The sequence below is a fragment of the Mucilaginibacter phenanthrenivorans genome (assembly GCF_024721155.1).
Lineage (GTDB): Bacteria > Bacteroidota > Bacteroidia > Sphingobacteriales > Sphingobacteriaceae > Mucilaginibacter > Mucilaginibacter phenanthrenivorans.
The window spans coordinates 22,753-40,630 of the sequence record NZ_JAHVAP010000006.1 but is presented as its reverse complement, the minus strand read 5'-3'; the positions used below and the strand labels follow the sequence as shown (position 1 = coordinate 40,630).

The 17,878-nt window shown below is 44.5% G+C and carries 22 protein-coding genes; 15 read left to right on the top strand and 7 right to left on the bottom strand.

Features of this window, described 5'->3' with window-relative positions:
- Positions 1-79 precede the first annotated feature (79 nt).
- Entirely contained in the window at positions 80-946 is an 867-nt protein-coding gene (locus KXD93_RS15605; protein ID WP_258138135.1) for an aldose 1-epimerase family protein, read from the bottom strand.
- Positions 947-1,154: 208 nt separating this feature from the next.
- Between KXD93_RS15605 and KXD93_RS15600 the strand changes: the two genes are divergently transcribed.
- From KXD93_RS15600 to KXD93_RS15595, 3 genes are read left to right on the top strand one after another with little or no spacing between them, the layout of a single operon-like run.
- The gene (locus KXD93_RS15600; protein ID WP_258138134.1) at positions 1,155-1,385 is read left to right on the top strand and encodes a DUF433 domain-containing protein; all 231 of its coding nucleotides are present in this window, start codon (positions 1,155-1,157) and stop codon (positions 1,383-1,385) included.
- A 14-nt stretch (positions 1,386-1,399) separates the two neighbouring features.
- On the top strand, positions 1,400-1,504 hold the full coding sequence (locus KXD93_RS30630) for a hypothetical protein (protein ID WP_373417361.1): 105 nt from the start codon (positions 1,400-1,402) through the stop codon (positions 1,502-1,504).
- Positions 1,501-1,743 (top strand): DUF5615 family PIN-like protein, encoded by a 243-nt coding sequence (locus KXD93_RS15595; protein ID WP_258138133.1) that lies wholly within the window; start codon positions 1,501-1,503, stop codon positions 1,741-1,743. The genes KXD93_RS30630 and KXD93_RS15595 overlap by 4 nt, the downstream gene beginning before the upstream one ends.
- Before the next feature lie 63 nt (positions 1,744-1,806).
- Here KXD93_RS15595 and KXD93_RS15590 read toward each other — a convergent pair whose 3' ends face one another.
- Positions 1,807-4,326 (bottom strand): bifunctional YncE family protein/alkaline phosphatase family protein, encoded by a 2,520-nt coding sequence (locus KXD93_RS15590; RefSeq protein WP_258138613.1) that lies wholly within the window; start codon positions 4,324-4,326, stop codon positions 1,807-1,809.
- 71 nt (positions 4,327-4,397) lie between these two features.
- Here KXD93_RS15590 and KXD93_RS15585 point away from each other — a divergent pair, with 71 nt between their 5' ends.
- Positions 4,398-5,864, top strand: coding sequence for a TonB-dependent receptor (locus KXD93_RS15585; protein ID WP_258138131.1), 1,467 nt, complete (start codon positions 4,398-4,400; stop codon positions 5,862-5,864).
- A 546-nt stretch (positions 5,865-6,410) separates the two neighbouring features.
- Here KXD93_RS15585 and KXD93_RS15580 read toward each other — a convergent pair.
- Both KXD93_RS15580 and KXD93_RS15575 read right to left on the bottom strand, forming a co-directional pair.
- Entirely contained in the window at positions 6,411-7,022 is a 612-nt protein-coding gene (locus KXD93_RS15580) for a TetR/AcrR family transcriptional regulator (RefSeq protein ID WP_258138129.1), read from the bottom strand.
- Positions 7,023-7,085: 63 nt separating this feature from the next.
- Entirely contained in the window at positions 7,086-8,633 is a 1,548-nt protein-coding gene (locus tag KXD93_RS15575) for a DHA2 family efflux MFS transporter permease subunit (protein ID WP_258138128.1), read from the bottom strand.
- A gap of 478 nt (positions 8,634-9,111) precedes the next feature.
- Here KXD93_RS15575 and KXD93_RS15570 point away from each other — a divergent pair, with 478 nt between their 5' ends.
- Positions 9,112-9,309: a hypothetical protein gene (locus tag KXD93_RS15570; protein WP_258138127.1), complete on the top strand. Its 198-nt coding sequence runs from the start codon at positions 9,112-9,114 to the stop codon at positions 9,307-9,309.
- 219 nt (positions 9,310-9,528) lie between these two features.
- On the opposite strand, the gene KXD93_RS15565 is transcribed toward KXD93_RS15570, so the two are convergent.
- Complete coding sequence (locus KXD93_RS15565) at positions 9,529-10,131, bottom strand: FMN-dependent NADH-azoreductase (RefSeq protein WP_258138126.1); 603 nt, start codon at positions 10,129-10,131, stop codon at positions 9,529-9,531.
- Between the two features lie 112 nt (positions 10,132-10,243).
- On the opposite strand from KXD93_RS15565, the gene KXD93_RS15560 reads away from it, so the two are divergent.
- The 5 genes from KXD93_RS15560 to KXD93_RS15540 all read left to right on the top strand — a co-directional run bounded on the left by KXD93_RS15560 (position 10,244) and on the right by KXD93_RS15540 (position 12,019).
- Positions 10,244-10,621: a winged helix-turn-helix transcriptional regulator gene (locus KXD93_RS15560; protein ID WP_258138124.1), complete on the top strand. Its 378-nt coding sequence runs from the start codon at positions 10,244-10,246 to the stop codon at positions 10,619-10,621.
- A 128-nt stretch (positions 10,622-10,749) separates the two neighbouring features.
- Positions 10,750-11,145: a hypothetical protein gene (locus tag KXD93_RS15555; protein WP_258138123.1), complete on the top strand. Its 396-nt coding sequence runs from the start codon at positions 10,750-10,752 to the stop codon at positions 11,143-11,145.
- On the top strand, positions 11,142-11,345 hold the full coding sequence (locus KXD93_RS15550; protein ID WP_258138122.1) for a helix-turn-helix transcriptional regulator: 204 nt from the start codon (positions 11,142-11,144) through the stop codon (positions 11,343-11,345). Before KXD93_RS15555 ends, KXD93_RS15550 begins: the two co-directional genes overlap by 4 nt.
- Before the next feature lie 79 nt (positions 11,346-11,424).
- The gene (locus KXD93_RS15545) at positions 11,425-11,697 is read left to right on the top strand and encodes a hypothetical protein (protein ID WP_258138120.1); all 273 of its coding nucleotides are present in this window, start codon (positions 11,425-11,427) and stop codon (positions 11,695-11,697) included.
- A 124-nt stretch (positions 11,698-11,821) separates the two neighbouring features.
- Positions 11,822-12,019 (top strand): hypothetical protein, encoded by a 198-nt coding sequence (locus KXD93_RS15540; RefSeq protein ID WP_258138119.1) that lies wholly within the window; start codon positions 11,822-11,824, stop codon positions 12,017-12,019.
- Positions 12,020-12,066: 47 nt separating this feature from the next.
- On the opposite strand, the gene KXD93_RS15535 is transcribed toward KXD93_RS15540, so the two are convergent.
- A complete protein-coding gene (locus KXD93_RS15535) occupies positions 12,067-12,483 on the bottom strand; it encodes a hypothetical protein (protein WP_258138118.1) in 417 nt (138 codons plus the stop codon).
- Positions 12,484-12,843: 360 nt separating this feature from the next.
- Between KXD93_RS15535 and KXD93_RS15530 the strand changes: the two genes are divergently transcribed.
- From KXD93_RS15530 to KXD93_RS15510, 5 genes are all read left to right on the top strand, one after another.
- Complete coding sequence (locus KXD93_RS15530; protein WP_258138117.1) at positions 12,844-13,944, top strand: AI-2E family transporter; 1,101 nt, start codon at positions 12,844-12,846, stop codon at positions 13,942-13,944.
- Positions 13,945-14,388: 444 nt separating this feature from the next.
- Positions 14,389-14,682 carry a type II toxin-antitoxin system HigB family toxin gene (locus tag KXD93_RS15525; RefSeq protein WP_258138116.1) on the top strand — a complete coding sequence of 98 codons (294 nt, stop codon included), beginning with the start codon at positions 14,389-14,391 and terminating at the stop codon, positions 14,680-14,682.
- Positions 14,683-14,702: 20 nt separating this feature from the next.
- On the top strand, positions 14,703-15,080 hold the full coding sequence (locus KXD93_RS15520; protein WP_258138115.1) for a helix-turn-helix domain-containing protein: 378 nt from the start codon (positions 14,703-14,705) through the stop codon (positions 15,078-15,080).
- A gap of 152 nt (positions 15,081-15,232) precedes the next feature.
- Positions 15,233-15,676, top strand: a complete 444-nt coding sequence (locus tag KXD93_RS15515; RefSeq protein ID WP_258138114.1) for a hypothetical protein — start codon at positions 15,233-15,235, stop codon at positions 15,674-15,676.
- A 973-nt stretch (positions 15,677-16,649) separates the two neighbouring features.
- On the top strand, positions 16,650-17,201 hold the full coding sequence (locus tag KXD93_RS15510; protein ID WP_258138113.1) for a lipocalin family protein: 552 nt from the start codon (positions 16,650-16,652) through the stop codon (positions 17,199-17,201).
- Between the two features lie 229 nt (positions 17,202-17,430).
- On the opposite strand, the gene KXD93_RS15505 is transcribed toward KXD93_RS15510, so the two are convergent.
- Positions 17,431-17,607, bottom strand: a complete 177-nt coding sequence (locus KXD93_RS15505) for a hypothetical protein (RefSeq protein WP_258138112.1) — start codon at positions 17,605-17,607, stop codon at positions 17,431-17,433.
- Positions 17,608-17,878: the final 271 nt, after the last annotated feature.

Here is a 17,878-nt window from a genome sequence, read left to right as displayed (position 1 = left end):
TTAGGCTTTAACGGTTGATGTAAAATTTCAGTGCCTTTTCTGCCTGTTCTACCAGGAATGTTACAGAAATAGGCTGGACTTAGATACTGATAAAGTAAGCAGCTTCAAAAACATGACCGGGTTTTAATTGCTGAATAGCCTCTTTCTGGCTGATGTCTACATGCTTATCAACAGTATCAGCACATCCAAGCCATGGCTCAATGCAAACAAAATCAGCGCCGGGCTTTGCCCAGATGCCGAGGTAATTAAAGTGCGGAAACTCCACAGAGAGAGACTGTTCATGCTTATCACTCTTAATGCAAACCTCGCGCGACTTCAAATTCTTAAATACCAGTGCATCGTCCTTAAACAGATCCCGGGTTAAGTACAGCCTGTTTTTCGGTGTTGGCACCGGGTGGGTTTCGCCGTTAAAAAAGCCGTCCTTTGAGAGTAAATGTGTTACCAGCTTTTCTTCCGTTTCAAATTCTATATAGTAATCCTCATATTTTTCGCCTGCATTAAACGGTACGCTGAATGCCGGGTGACCACCTACAGAAAAATAAATGGTCTTTTTATCATGACTGATGAGCTTAAAGGTTAACCTCACCGCATTCTCTATCAGTGTATATAAAATCTGGAAATCAAATTTATAAGGATATACTTTCAGCGTATTTTCACAACTTGGCAGCGAGAAAACGGCATGTTCCTCATCACTTTCCAATAAAATAAACTCCGACTGTCGCGCAAAGCCGTGACGACTCATATGGTAGGTATTGCCATCAACCAATAGCTCGTCATTTATCAAACCACCCACCACCGGGAACAGGTTTGGTGCATGCCAGGGCCAAATAGCAGGGTCGGCTTGCCAAAGGTGTTCTGTTTTGGGTTCCTTATTGAATATTGATGTAAGTTGTGCGCCTTTGGTGCTGATCTGTACCTTCAGAAAGTCATTCTCTAAAATAGCCATGGAGTTTGATGTATAGCTTTTAAAACTTTCTAAATTATGAATTTGTTTTTGAAAAGGAAAGATGCAAAATTGGCATTGGTTTTATTTGCCAGTGCAAGCTGAAAGCTTGCAATATGCCGCACCACGGGTTACGCTGCGCTAAACCCGCGGCAGCGATTAAAAAATAGAATTAATATATTATTTTTGTTAATAGTAAATAAGTAGGGGGATGAAAAACTTAGAGAGAATTACACTTAACCCGGAAATAATGGGGGGAAAGCCCTGTATCAGGGGATTGCGAATGACAGTAGGCACAGTTATTGGCCTGCTTGCTTCCGGCCTTTCTGAAGAAGAGATCTTGAAAATGTACCCTTACCTCCAGCATGATGACCTTATGCAGGCCCTGGCTTATGCTGCGTGGCGCTCTGAGGAAATTGAAGTGCCATTAACCAGTGCATGAAAATACTTATCGATATGAATTTATCTCCTGAATGGGTACAGGAGTTTAAATTTCATGACATAGAAGCTGTTCATTGGTCCACAGTAGGTGCGTTTGATGCTCCTGATGGTTTGATATGAACTGGGCGAGGCAAAACAACCATATTGTTTTTACACACGACCTTGACTTTGGAACGGCATTGGCTCTCACTAAATCTGAAAAGCCAAGCGTGATACAAGTTAGAACTCAAAATGTAACTGTACCGCATTTAAGTAAAATGGTAATCCCGGCTTTATTAGCGTATGCTGACTTGTTTGATAAAGGAGCCTTGCTAGTTATTGATGAAGATAAAAGCCGCATCCGGATCCTGCCGTTGTAACCCAATATTCTTACGTTGTATATACAAAAATTCATTCTATTCCCCCTTTAGGGGGTTAGGGGGCTAATCGTCATCCTTTTTCTTTTTCTCCAAAATCACAAATGCGCTGCGTTTCGGTGCCGGCATTGTGGCGTTTTCGCCTTTTACGTATTTCCAGATCACCTCATTCAAATCCAAATCAGGCACGGCATCTTCTTTGGCGAAGTTAAAGTGAGCCGAACGCAGGCTGCTTTTGTTGTCGGCAATGTTGCGTTGCTCCAGGTTAACTTGTGCAGGTTTGGCATTATAGGGCGAAAAATCGGGTTTGCTGGTAAAGCATTCGTACATGGGTAGTGCTGCAGCATCATACTGGCTCATCGGCGGCAGGCCCAGGATCAGTTCTATGGTGCGCAATACGCCAGAGGTAGAATACATGCTGTGTACAACTGCATTGCGTTTTACATAAGGCCCGGCAACAAAAACAGGCGAACGGTGCGCATCAATATGGTCGGGGCCGTTTTGGGCGTCATCCTCCAAAATAAAAACTACCGATTCTTTCCATATGGAACTGTGCGAAAGATGATCTAAAAAACGGCCTATGCCCTGGTCGTTGTCAGCAACAGCAGCGATGGGAGAGATGGCGCCCTTTTTTTGTCCGCTGGTATGGTCGTTACAGATGCGTACGGTGTTGAATTGCGGCACTGCGTTTATGGCGAGCAGCGAATCAAAATCATGTGCCCAAACTTCAGAACGTTTTATATCGGTAATGTCCAGGTCGAAGCTGGGCGCCTGCAGGCAATAATGATCCTTTAGTACCTTGATATTTGGCTTGCCATCATCGGCAAATTCGCCGTAGGTGCGGTAAGTTACGCCTGCGCGTTTACAATAATCCCAAATGTAACCATCGCGCGGATCCCCGACTTTGCGGGTGCCCTCGCTGTCATAGTTCCCTCCGCGACCACCATAGCTTGTTGGCCATGTTTTCTCGATAAAATCAGTAGCGTATGCTGCCGTGCTCCAGTTGTGCCCGTCTGCACTAACCTCGGCATCTACATAAAAATTATCCAGCAAGGCAAACTCACCGGCAATAGCATGGTGGTTTGGCGTAACCTTTTGGCCGAAGATACAAAGCGAGGTATCGCCATTGCCCTGCGGCATATCGCCTAAAACCTGGTCGTACGTGCGGTTTTCCTTGATGATGTAGAACACATGCTTTATCGGCGATTTCTCACCCCTTTTTCTTGGAATAGGATTGCCAGCCTCGCCGGCCGCTGTCGCCGCTATTTTGTTATTGAATGGCGTGTTGGCATAAACCTGTTTTGTATAAGTTTTAAGCTGAAGTTCGGCAGGGGCATCTATAATGGAAAGCGTGCCCTTAAATAAGCCGCCGATGTATTGTTCCCTGCTGTTAACCGCACCCTTTTGGTAGCCGCTGTTGTCGGTCTTTTTTACCGGTTGTGGGCCCTTGGGGTTAGCCATAGAGGTAAAGCCCTTGCCGTTGGCTACAAATATTTTATTGCCCAGCGTTTTTACATTGGTAGGGTACCAGCCCACCGGCACAAAGCCCTTGCTTTGGCTATTGCCGGGTTTGGTAATATCAAATACTGCCAGGCAGTTGTTGTCGGCATTGGCTATGTACAGCGTTTTTTCGCTGGGGGATAGGGCCAGTCCGTTTGTGGTTGAGCCGGTTAACCGGGTAGGGTATAGGGATGTTGAAACAACCTCTAAAGTTTTATGGGTAATGGTGTTGATGATGCAAACGGAATTGTCATTCGCGTTAGCAACGAAAAGAAGCGTGCCTTTTTTATTTAACAGCAGTTCATTGGGGTGATTGCCTGTTTTTATGCTGGTGACAGTGCCGGTAACTGTGCTGTAGCAGCTTACCTCTTCGCCGCCCCAGATGGAAATGTACAAAGTTCTTTCATCAGGCGAGAGGACGCAGCTGTAAGCCTCTGCAGCCAGCTTGATGCGCTTGATTACCTTGCGGCTTGTACGATCAATCACATACAGGGCGCTATCCTCCTTGGTAACGGTATACAGCCGGCTATTGCTTTTATTTACGGCGATGCCTGTAGTGCAGATCTTGTCTTTAGGCCAGCTTGCGCCCAGCTTTATGGTATCGGCGGCGCCTATTTTATTGTCTTTTATCGCGTAAGCCAGGATGCGGTTATCATTTCCTCCCGATGCATACAGCGTTTTTTCATCATGACTGAATGCCAAACCATACCACGCCTTTTTTATAATGCGTTCATCCAGTTGCCGTTCTGTTTTTGGGTCGATAAGCTGGATGGATTGAGTGCTTTGACCATTATTGGTAACCGCCATTAACCTGCCCGATGCCGAGATCTGCATGTTTAAAGGCAAATCGCCAAGTGGTAATGCCCTGCCTGCGGGGCTCAGCTTCCAGCCGTTGGGTAATAATACCTGGTTGGTGGCGGCAATTTTTCCGGGTGTTTGCGCAAGCGTATGTAAACTTATGGTTAACGCGGCGAAGCAGATGGAGAGTTTGTTTTTCATGGTACTATAGAAATGACGATCAAAAGTAGGCATTGCATTTGAATGAAAGGATGACTTAACATAAACATAATGTAACGATTTGGGTATGGTTTTAGCTAATAAAAACGTATTTTTAGGTATCTTCGCGCATTGGCAATCGTTAATAAAAATTAAGAGGTATGAACATCGCTCATAATACAGAAATCGGAACCAAACAAAAAGCGCTGGCCATTAATCTTAACGATAAAATTTACGGCTCGTTTGCCGAAATTGGCGCCGGGCAGGATGTAGCTGCCAACTTCTTTAAAGCAGGTGCATCATCAGGAACTATCGCCAAAACAATGTCAGCTTACGATATGACCTTTTCTGACGCTATTTATGGTGCGCAGCAGGTTCGTCGCTATGTAAGTGAAAATCGCCTGATCACCATGCTGGAGCACGAGTATGGGCTGTTGATTGAACGCCTTGCCAAGCAGCGCGGCGACTCCACCACCTTTTTCGCCTTTGCCGATACCATTTCCGCAGTAAACTACCACAAATCAAACGACGGGCATGGCTGGATGGGCGTGCGCTTTCAACTGGAGCCTAATGGCGCCTATAATGATGTGGTGCTGCACGTAAAGTTGCTGGATAATGATAACAACATGCAGCAGCAGGCTGTTGGTGTGTTGGGGGTAAACCTTTTATATGCCTGCTTCTACTATCATGAAAATCCGCCGGTGTTTTTGCTTTCGCTGATGGATGACCTGTCAAAGGATCGCATCCAGATAGATATGATCCGCTTTGAAGGGCCGGGCTTTAACAAGGTGGACAACCGCCTGATGAGCCTGCACCTGGTGAAATATGGGTTTTCTGACGCTGCGGTATTCGGGCCGGATGGTAAAAATCAGCAGCCGTCGGAAGTGTTGTATAAAAAGCATATCGTTGTTATCCGTGGCCGGTTCCGCCCGCTGATTAACGTACACATGGACATGCTGCGCACCGGGGTGAAGCAATTTAAGGAAGAACCCGATGTAGACAAGAACAACGTGATGGTAATCACCGAACTTACCCTGCAGGCCCTGAAGGAAAGGGACGCTGATATAAATGCCGACATTGACGAAAAGGACTTCCTTGACCGCGTGGATATTCTTTGCTCGCTGGGGCAAACGGTAATGATCTCCAATTTTCATGAATACTATAAGCTGGTGGCCTATCTTTCAAAGATCACCAAATTAAAGCTTGGAATGGTGCTGGGTTATCCCAACCTTGAATATATTTTTTCGGAGGAGCATTATAAAGACCTGGAGGGCGGCATTCTTGAGTCGTTTGCCACGCTGTTTAGCCGTAAGGTGAAGCTGTTTATTTATCCTACCCTGCGCGACGGCGTTATTTGCAACTGTTTGAAATTTCACCCGCCTGCACACCTAATTGACCTTTACCGCTACCTGATAGCCAATAATAAGATAGAGGATATTCGCCATTATACCGAAAGTAACCTTAACGTACAAACCGACAATGTGCTGCAGCTGATAAAGCTTGGCGCACACGGGTGGGAAGAGTATGTGCCTGCCGAGGTTGCCGTTATGATTAAAGAACGACACCTGTTTGGCTACGAGGAGAAACCCGTAGCAGGCGTAGAAGCCGTGCCCGAACAAAAAAGTTAATTGTCCGCAAGCACCTCATTTTCCTCTTCGGGAAGTGATTTAACACATTGAGCCCTGCCAACAATGGTGCCGGCTTAGCCACTGTATCGGTTACGCCTTTTAAAACGCACCCGGTCCATGTGCCCCACCGAACGGATACCTGTTTACCCGGCCATGCGCATGGTCGCAATAGGTGTGGTTGCGGTAAAGTGTTTGAACTTGGATCTGACGGGGAGATAACTCTGACTTAATAGTCTCAGTCTTACCAGGCTGATTAACTAAGGTAGCTTTTTTTTTCATGACTTCCTTGTATTAACTGGTTTATAATTGGTTACACTAAGGTAATCAATAACGCGCTCATTTCAAACAATTTTGTGATAAATATTTATTGGGGATCATTGCGCTTATCAACCTGTGGTTTTACCAGTTAAAAAGGTTGATTGGGTGTCCGTCCGGTAGGTGGATGGAGGTGACGCAGGCGGACAGGGATACCTATAGGTAAAATTGCGATAGTATCCCGGTTTGAGTTATTCATTGTAGCGTAATGGCAATGCCGGATCGCCGCTATTATCCACCATTAATAATCTGCCGCATCCAAACCGGGATCAACTTTTTCCGTTCCTGCATCAGCGCAACAAATTCATCGGAGGTAAAATAACCGGATTCCAGCATGCGCGGACGGGTTAAAAATGGGAAGAAGATCATTCCCGTAATATTCCAAAGCAGGTTAACCGGGTGAAAGCTAATCTTGCCGTCGGTATGCAAATCCTTTAGCTGCCGGGCGAAGTGCGATTTCTCCAGCGATTTCATCTTGTTCACCATGCTTAGGTTGAGACTGCCGCTCATCACTTCGCTCACTGTAAAAAAAACGAAGTCGGGGTTTTCCAGTACATTGTCGATATAGTAACCCACGCAAAGCTCTATCTTTTCATCAATGGCCATGGTTTCGTTATTTAAAACCGGTTCAATTTTATTGAAGAGTTTGTCAATGGTTTCATCCATTATAAATTCAAAGAGCTTTTCCTTGCTCCTGAAATAATAATTTATAGATGCGATGTTGATGTCGGCCTCGGTAGCAATATCGCGGATAGTGGTTGCTAAAAATCCCTTTTTGGTAAAGATCTTTCTTGCCGCATCCTTTATCTTTTCTTCCGTTGAAACCTCGGTAACTGAAGACATATTTAATTTTAGATTATTTGTAAAGCTAACCAATGCCTTACAAATAAATCTAAAAAAAAAAGCTTAATGCGAATCGACGACAGCTTTTTGTCCTTTAACAAATGGGGCAAGGAAAACCAGCGGGATGGCACACAGCATAGCAATACCCACCACCCAATATGAATCGATATAACTTAACAGGATGCTTTGCTTTTGCACTGCACCATCAATGGCCATATAAGCCATATGGGTTGCATCAAGCACCGATTTTCCCTTTGCAATAAATCCCTGTGTTAAGGCATTCAGTCTTTCGGTAAAATAGGAGTTGTAAGGATTGACATGCTCCAGCAGGGTACTCCGGTGAACGGCCTCCCGGATATGGATCAGTGTGTTTAGCCCGGCTATCCCGAATGAACCACCCAGTTGCCGCATCATATTATTTAAGCCAGACCCCTGGCCAATCTCCTGGCCTCTTAAGCCACCCAGGCCTAATGTAGTGAGCGGCACAAAAAGTAACGCTAAGCCTACACCTCTTATCGCCAGGGGCCAAAAGAAATCGCCTGTACCCGATGTTAGGGTTGAATTACCGAGCATGCATGAAAATATAAAAAATAAGATCATGCCGGTTATCGCCATAAATTGGGCGGGCACTCCCTTATTAAGCATGATACCTACAAAAGGCATGGTGGCTATCGTAAACAACCCGCCGGGAAACAGGATCCATCCGCTCTGTTGTGCCGAAAAGCCCAAAAGGTTTTGCGTAAACAGCGGGAACACATAGTTGGAGCCATACAAACCGAGGCCAAGGATAAAGGAGGTAAGCATACCCGTAGAAAAGCTACGGTGCCGCATAATTTTAAAGTTAACAATGGGATGATCGGTGCTTAGCTCGCGCCATATAAAAAGCAGGATCCCAAATATTGAGGTCACCGTTAATACGGTAATGTAAGTTGTGGAGAACCAATCTTCATCCTCACCTTTTTCCAGTATGGTTTGTAAACTGCCTACCGCTACAGCCAGCAGCGCAATTCCCCACCAGTCAATCGGCTTGTCTTTACCGGTGCTGGGTGTCGACCTTATAAACAGCAGCGTACAGGCCGCTGCCAGGCAGCCAATGGGGATGTTTACATAAAAGATCCACTGCCATGAGGCATGGTCGTTAATATAGCCGCCGAGCGTGGGACCAATAGTTGGACCGAATACCGCACCGAAGCCGAAGATAGCTGTCGCTGTCCCTGCCTGGTTAGGAGGCCACGACTCTAAAAGGATTGCCTGGGCTGTTGATAATAAACCACCACCTGCTAAACCCTGCAAGATCCTGAAGCAAACCAGCTCAGTAAGGCTGTGTGAGTTGCCGCATAAAAAAGAGGCGATAGTAAATACGATGATGGAGGTCATGAAGTAGTTCTTGCGGCCGAAGAAGCTGCTCAGCCAGCCCGACATGGGCAATATGATCACGTTGGCTACGCTATAGCCGGTAACCACCCAGGCCGTATCTGTGATGGTCGACCCGAGGTTCCCCTGGATCTGCGGGATGGAGACGTTAACAATTGTTGTATCTATCAGTTCAAGCAAGGATGCTGTTACTACGGTAATGGTGATGATCCATTTTCTAAAACCCGTTTCTACCATGTCAATTAATTTTTAATTCGCTTCAAAATTAATCAATCGATTGATTTAAACAATTGTTTAAATCGGTTGGTTGGATTTGTTTACATTTTATTGACGATACTTAACAAACTGAAATTTTAACTACCAGGATAAAGGTGAATTTTGAGAAATTATGCAGTGAGGGGTGTTTTTAGGTGTCCGTCCGCTTCCTTTACCTATAGCCGATGGACAGACGGACACTTAAAGCACAAGATTTACTGCTAACGCGAGCCATGATACACTCCCCGGGAACTGGTAGATTATTATAGGAACGTGTGAGGAAGTATTGCTGCGCTGCAAATTTGCCAGTTAAACGCGGACCGCAGTAACTATTAAGGTCTTTCCCATCTTGGACTATCGCCAGCGTAGCGACAAAAAAACGCGAAATTATCTTTTAGTGACCGATGTCATTTTTTATCTGTTGGTGCTGAATTAGTTTTATTCATCAATTTATTTCTATATGACAGATTATGAGTTTGCCATCGATTACCTTAAAAAGGTTGAAACGCGACACAAAGATTACTTTGAAAACTGCCGGCTAAGCATATTGGATTGCGTGATGATCATCCTCGATGGATTACCGTCCGTACATGTATTCAATGAGGAGTTGCCGGTTGAAATCAGGCAAGATATTGAAATGATGTTTTGGATAGGTTAATCATAGGGCCAATCGTTTTAACAACTTTCTATAATAAAACTGCGTTCGCTGAAGGCAGGGGGGGCTGCACCTTCAAAAAAATGTTGCAGTTCGTCCTTGTTGTCCATCAGCCCCCCAGGCTATACAATAAGCGTATCTGTAAAGTTTTTAAGGTTGCTTAATGTTCCCAAAATATCGATCGTTGATACAATAGCTAAATAAATGCATGTTCAATAAGATCTAGTCTATTGTGATGCTGTCAATTGCCTTTTGCATGGCGTGTTCTTTTACTTCCGGCACTTTTAAGCCCTCGGCACGGAACACCGTTTGATCTGTCATCCCCAAAAAACTAAGGAAAGCTTTTAGATAAGGAGCAACAAAATCGTTTGCCTTGCCCGGGCCTTCTGAATAAACACCGCCTGATGACATGGCTACATAAACCTTTTTCCCGGTTACCATCCCGATGGGGCCGTTAGCGCCATACCCAAAGGTTATGCCCGGCCTGGTAACATGGTCTATCCAGGCTTTTAGTGCAGAATGGATGGTAAAGTTGATGAGCGGCGCGCCAATAACGATAATGTCGGCAGCGAACAGGGTTTTAACCAGGTCGTCAGAGAGGCGGATCAATTTCTTGTCATCATCCGTAAGCTGATCTGCGGGAGTAAAGAACGTGCGGAGTGCGGCAGCGTTAAGATGCGGCATTTCGATGTCAACCAGGTTTAATTCCTCAACGGTACTGCCCGGGTATTTTTCCTGGATCTTTTCGACGATATGGTTACCCAATTGAATGCTGTACGACGCTGCCCCCTGGATGCTCGATTTTAAATGAAGTATGTGTTTCATAGTATTTACTGATTAATTTTCAGGGGCAAAACTATGGCGACTAAGTGATAAAAAGTTAGTACTTACCCAAAGGAAAGCGCTTACATTGAGGTAAGTGACTACCTTTGCAGGTATGAAGGTGATTAAAAATGAACCCCTTATGAGCCGGGAGGAATGCACGGGCTCGCTCAGGAACGTGCTTGATGCGCTGTATGTGCTGAATGGAAAATGGAGGCTGGCATTGATCCTCTCCATGGTGCAATCGTCAAAGCGTTTTAACGAGATCCAGCATGACATCACCGGCATCTCGCCCAAGGTGCTGGCCAATGAACTAAAGGATTTGGAACTGAATGGCTTTATCACCCGTAACGTATACCCTACCACGCCGGTAAGCATTATTTACGAAGCCACCGAATATAGCCGAACCTTAAAAAGCGTATTAAAGGAACTGGGCGCCTGGGGCAAGCAGCACCGCGAAAAAATTAAGGAAAGCATGCGGAAGCAATACTAAGCCCTTTCAGCTTTTAGCTTTCGCCTTTTAGCTTTCTCCTCAAATAGCCATTATTCTAGTCTTTTTGTCATGTTTGCTTGACAATATGAAATGTTTACTTATCTTTGCTGTAATTAAACATTAAAATAATGGAACAATCTAAAAAAATCGCGAACCAGCAATCTATTATCTTCGCCCTTATTCACGGGGCAACGTATATCCCGGTAGTATGGCTGTTAAAGCATCATGTAATAGTGCAGCCTGTGTCGTTCATTATCGCTTTGGTGCCGGTAATAACCTTTGCCATTTTTATTTATAAATACATCAAAGCCTTTTCGGTGATGGACGAGGTGAAGCAGCGCGTACAATTTGAAGCCGTTGTTATCGGGTTTTCATTAATGGCGATGCTGATAATGATCCTTTTTTTGCTGGACCTGTGTGGTATCCCCAACCCCGACTGGTTTGGCTATGCGTACCTGTTATGCTATTGCTGGCTGTTTTATTTTATTGGCTGGTTAATTTCAAAAAACAAATACGGCGTATGAAAAACACGATAAAGGTTGAACGCGCCAAAAAGAACTGGACACAGGCTGATCTTGCCAAACACATCGGGATCTCCAGGCAGGGATTAAATTCCATTGAAACCGGGAAATTTATCCCGTCCACGGTACTTGCCCTGCGAATGGCTAAAGTTTTTGATACTACGGTAGAGGTTTTATTTCAGCTGGATGAAGCGGAGGGATGATTATGGCAAGGGTAGCAGCTCCGGTTGCGCTAATATCCTTTTAGGTTTACCAAAAAAAACGAGTATAGGTTAAATGATCATGAACACCTTTAAAGATTGCAGGCTGCATGCCCGTTTTTCGGGGCATCCTTTCATGTGCTCAAAATATTACGGGCACCCTGCACGGTTTCAACAGCCATTAGTATTTCCTATCGTGGTACTGGCTGCTGCAAGCCTGTGGTTTGTCACCGCGTTTAGTTACCCGATCAGTACAGTGGTAAATACTTTCCAGTGCCACCTGCACCTTACCGTCGCCTCGCCACAGCATATTGACCCGTTGATCCGGATAGTTCAAAACTTACTTTCCAGGTAGGATCGGGAAAGGCTGTTCTTCGCAAATACCTGATGAAAGAAAAATGCGCCAAAATACTCTTTAATGACGGTCGTCATTTTTAATTTGTTGATACAGTGTTAGTTTTATTGCTCAATCATGAAATATGAAGGAGCATGAGTTTACGGTGGGCTACCTTAAGGCGGTTGAACGGCATAACAAAGAATACTTTAAAAACGCCGGGTTCACTATAATGGATTGCGTGATAATTGTTGGTGAAGACCCCGTAGCAGTGCATATTGTCAATAAGGATTTGCCGGCTGAAATCAGGCACGACATTGAAACGATGTTTTGGGTTAGCTAAGGCTTTTCCAGCAAGCACGTGATGATGAGCCACGAAATTGCACAAGGTTAAGGAATATCTATAGCAACAGTAAAGACTTTATTATAGATACCACCGGATAAACCAGCAAGTTCAGCACCTTTGTAAATAAATTGAACATCAGCCACGCCGTCCACTCCGGGGGCAGGACTAATATTGGTTACAATACTTGCCTCGAAATGCTCTCCTTTTTTAACAGATGGGATCACGTAAGTGGTGTCGTTGTTTTTGCCCGGTATGCTAAGGATTTTTACACCGGCGCTATCCACAAGAGAAAGAGTTAAGTAGGTTGCAGGTGAAAGTTTGGTGATCACTATACTTAATGGTGTAGGCGCAGGCGGCGTTGTACCCGTAGGCGGATTTGAACCTGCAGGCTTTGTGCCTGTTTTTTTACATCCATAAAACGCAAAAAAAAACAATATTAAAATCAGGAATAACTTTTTCATAGCTGAACCCTCTATGTGTTTAATTACAGTTAAACGAAATTAGGAAAGCGCTATAACCTGAATATTAAATCTATGTGATTTATTGCTTATTTCGATTGCTTGCCGGGTAGGATTGGCGGCTTTCGCTTTTAAGTATTAAGCTCCTGTATGTCCTGTCCGTCCGCACACTTACCTCATACCATGTGAACCATCCGGACGCTTTTTATAAGCAGTAAAAAATGTAATAGCAGAATTACACGCGGCTCACATACGGCAAACTTGCGGTGGCAGCGTGATAAATTTTAATGATATTTCCATCAGGTAACTAATTCCTGCATCCCGCTAAAACAATTATAACTAATTGTACTTTTATGCAATACTATGGCCCGCGCAAAAGAATACCCGTTTTATTTAAAGAGCACCGTCATCCTTTTCGGGCTCATCCTGCTTGTTTATATTTTTAACGTATTGGGCACTATAATGGTGCCGCTGGCTTTTGCGGCGTTTCTGGCTATTTTGCTTAATCCGCTGGTGAACAAGCTGCTGGCCTGGAAAGTACCCAAGGCACTGGCCATTATTATCTCGCTTTTTTTGGCGCTGTTTTTTGTAACGGCGTTGTTCTACCTTCTATCTACCCAGATCGCGCAGTTCAGCGAGTCGTTCCCGGTACTGAAGCAAAAGTTCATCAGCATTACCGACGCGCTGGAACAGTGGATCTACATGCGGTTCAACATCTCTACCGAAAAGCAGGTGCAGTTCATCAAACAGGCGTTGGATAGCAGCCAGGCGGTGCTGGGCCAAACAGTGGGTACGGTGCTGGGTACGCTCAGCGTAGTGTTTCTGCTGCCGGTTTATATTTTTATGCTGCTGTTCTACAAAACACTCATCCTGAACTTCTTTTTCGAGGTATTTAAGGAGGAGAACAGCAAGGAGGTTGCCGAGATCCTGCGCGAAACAAAAATGGCCATCCAAAGCTATATCGTGGGCCTGCTTATTGAAATGGTGATGGTTGCCACGCTTAATTCTACGGCGTTGCTTATCCTCGGTGTAAAATACGCCATCCTGCTGGGGGTGTTAGGCGCCATCCTGAATATGCTGCCCTATATTGGCGGCATTATTGCCATTGCGCTGCCGGTGCTGATAGCCACGGTAACCAAAGACGGGTATTCCACCCAGCTCGGCATCGTGATCGCCTACCTGGTGATCCAGTTTATCGACAATAACATCATCTTCCCGCGCTTCGTATCCATAAAGGTGCAGATCAACGCGCTTATATCCATCATCATCGTTTTGCTGGGCAATGCCTTGTGGGGCATCTCGGGCATGTTCCTTTCGGTGCCGTTCGTAGCCGTCCTCAAAATCATCTTCGACCGCATCGACGAGCTCAAGCCCTGGGGCAAACTCCTCGGCGACAACGTGCCCACCCGTTACCTTGGCCAACGCAGGGCTAAAAAAACCGTGGTGGAGAAGATGGTGGAGTGACATTAGGCCAGCCTTGCAGGGAGGTGATCGCGAGCCAGTACTGAGGTTTTTTAGTTTTTGGTTTTAACCTTTCTGCTTTCACCACACTGTCCGTCCATATCCTTTCCTCATAGTGGGTGAACCATCCGGACGTTTTTTGTTTAGTTGTTGAGGCAATCTTCGCGTGGTAAATTGGGTACTTGAACACGGGCCACAAGCGACAAGCTTGCGGTAGCGGGGAGCTACAAGTGCTTCGCATGCAAAAGACCAATTTTCTAAGAGTAACGGATGGCTTAATAATTAGCAAAATAAAGTTGGTTGTTTGCCAACTTTTATCTAGCTTTGTTTTGTCTCGGGAAAGTCCCGGGATGTGTGAGGCTCAGAGATAAAGTTTAACTTACACCGAACTAATTTATTTACGCATAAAAGCTTGGCAAGAAATGGAAAAGAAAACTTTAACACAAGATGGTAATTATCTATCAAAAGAAATTGCAGGATTTTGCGAAGAAAAACGCAGACGCCGCTAACAGTTTAAGTACCTGGCGCAAGGTTGTGCTGGACGCCAAATGGAAGAAGGGAACAGACATTTTAGCTGATTTCCCTAAAGCGAAACTTATTCCCGCCAGGCGGGCCCGTTTCAAGATAGTCGGCAACAAATATCGCCTCATCATTGAGGTAGATTATGACGACGGTATTGTAGAAGTAAGGTTCATTGGAACCCATACCGAATATGATAAAATCGATGCGGGTTCGGTATGAGCCGGACAAAAATTTAAAACATGAACGAAAAACCACAATGGTTTTTAATAGAAACCGAACAAGAGTACGAGAACGCTGTTGCCCGGTATGAAGCGATCAAGCATGCAACAACAGGAGCAGATCATAAGGAAAAACTCCTGTTGGTGCATTTGATCCAAAACTATGAGAACAGCACATGGGATCTGCCTGAAGTGGATCCCGTCGAGATGATCAAGATCCGCATGGTGGATTTCGGCTATAAGGCAGCCGACCTTGCCAGCGTATACGGTGATAAGGGGACCGTGAGTAAAGTGTTGAATTATAAACAACCGCTATCCCTGGCTATGATTCGCAAATTCAGCGCCTTACTACACCTGCCTGCAGGGGAATTGCTGAGGGAGTACCAGTTGGTAAAATGAAGGAGTTAACCCGCTGCCGCGCGCGTGTCGATTGTGCCCTGCTTTCAGGTTATGAATCAGGATTATTTTAAAATGTCAATACGAGCGACAATACATGCGTCTAAAATTTTCATGGTCACAAAATATAGAAGTTTGATTTTAGTTAATTAACTATGTCAACCAAGAAGTATACCTCTGTATCAATTTTGATTGTGGGCCTGTTGTTTATTGTTCAAATGTCTTTTGGACAACAGCCGGAATTAGACTCGGCAAGTAATAAGCCGACACGAATTATGTTAGCCGAATTTCATCGACGAATTGATCGAGCCACCAGGCTTCTTCTAACAAGAAAACTTTCGGCGATTTCAGACAAAGACCATGTAAATATAATGATGTGTTTAAATACCATTTTTTTAAATGATCGTGTCAAAACGTTCAACGATGCAGAATGCAAAAGGTTTTTAGCAGTTGCGAATAAAAAAGATTACAGGAATAAGATTGGAAAGGTTTACCCGGAATGGTTATTCAACCGGGGAATGGGGCAATATTATCCCAAATTAAAAATGGAGCTTTATGGCACACCAAATATGTATGCAACATTTGAAGTTCTGAATTGATAATATTGGTGACGTATGTAGGTATCGCTACTAAGGCCCCGCATGCCTATAGTAAATGCCTTAACTAAGTACCTGTCTGCAGCTTCTATCACTCCAAAACATCCCACTCCATTATCTGTACAGCTTATAGATTGCTTCGTTACTACCCATGACAAGTTATATTCAACTTGGTGGGGTGGGGTGTCACCCTGAGGCACTCGAAGGGCGACGTGCGCGGTGGCCTATCCGCGTGCTCAACATGGTGCAGAGGCCTTTGCCCACATGCTTCACTTCGAGAGCCTCAGTGCAGGCTTGTACCTCAGCATGACACCCCATTCTTGTCATTTCAGCTTCGCAATCCAGCGGATTTTACAACTCGCAAGGACGTAGGGGAGTTTATCTATATGACAAAACAGTGTCAGCATTAATGCCCGGAGAAATGCTTATATTTGAGTTCATTCACGCTAAAGATATTAATTCATCTCTTCTTCAGTTGGGGCACGAGTTTAATGCTTGCCGGCATTTCGAATAAATCTTTATTCCATCCTGTTCTTTCTCATCTTATTATAGCTAAACAGCGGCATTATGCACGCATTTTCTTTGCATTTTCACAGGGGTAAAAGGCCATTTTGATATCGTAATCGCGTTTTTTATCAGGGGCAAAATGAGGTTTCACCCTCGTAACCGGTTTTTTTATCAGGGGTAAAACGCCGGTTTGGTTTGGTAATCGATTTTTTTATCAGGAGCAAAATTGAGTTTATCCTCGTAATTGAATTTTTTCTCAGGGGCAAAACAGGTGTTTACATTGGTAATTTGGTGCTTTTTGCAGGTAAATTGAGATTTTTGCCGGGGTTGGGTATGGTGATATTTGTATAATAAATTAGATATCAAGTATTTAATTAAAATTTGCTTTGTCGACGTCGCTTCCTTTTTCCTGTCATCAAACATTTCCTTTCACCACGGGTTTACACACCATCAGCATAAATGATCTGTTATGAAAATTAAGAACTGGCAACTGGCGCTTGCGGCCGGAATTGGTGCGGCAGCGGTTGCCTTGAATTTTACTTCCTGTGTTTCCATCCCCAAAGGGGCGGTGGCCGTAACGCCGTTTGATAAGGAAAAATACCTGGGCAAATGGTACGAGATAGCCCGCCTCGACTTTAAATACGAAAAGGACCTGGATAACGTAACCGCCGAATATTCCCTGCGCGATGATGGCCTGATAGCCGTAAAGAACCAGGGCTTTAATTATGTTAAAAAGGAATGGAAGCAAAGCACCGGCAAGGCAAAATTTGTTAACGATGAGCATACGGGCCGCCTGCAGGTTTCGTTCTTCGGGCCATTTTATGCAGGTTACAACGTGATCGCCCTCGACCATGATTACCGCTATGCCCTGATTGCAGGGAACGATTTGAGTTACCTGTGGATCCTTTCGCGCGAGAAAACTGTCCCGCCATCAGTAAGAATCAAATACCTCGAGCTGGCCAAAAGTTTAGGCTACGATACTGATAAATTGGTATGGGATAAGCATGACAGGATGTTTTGAAAGAATTAACTTTTATCCTTGTATTTTCTTTTGATAATATTAAGAACTATAAATAGCAGTATTACCGTTCCGATTGAATAGGCTATAGATAAATCAGTATTCAATGGTATTTTATGCCCGCTTCCGTGGGCCGCTAGCCAGATCAATAAAAAGAAACACAACACTAATATCAATATCACCTGGGTTATTAGAATTGCTGATCTCATAGTTATATACCGCTAAATATATTTTATATCAATATAAACCCACAAACAATGCATACAAATCCGAAGCCCAGGCCATTAACATCGTAACCAAGTGTGCCCCGTTCGCCTCTTGCAAAAAATCTTATCTTTTTTACAGTGAGCCAAATCCCAAATAAAACTAAACCTGCTCCCAATACCACGTTCCAAATATTCATGAGCATTGATTATTAATGATAGATTAAAGTTATCAATTACCGTCAAACTCAATAACGAAATATAGTAGCCAACTCGATATTGATCGGAGCTGGCCAAAAGTTTAGGGTACGATACCCATAAACTGGTTTGGGATAAACATGACAGGATGTTTTGAGGGGGAGTTCCAAAATATAAATAAACGACAAGAGGGGTGTCATGCTGAGGTACTCGAAGCATGTGGGCAAAGGCCTCTGCACCATGCTGAGCACGCGGATAGGCCTCTGCGCACGTCGTACT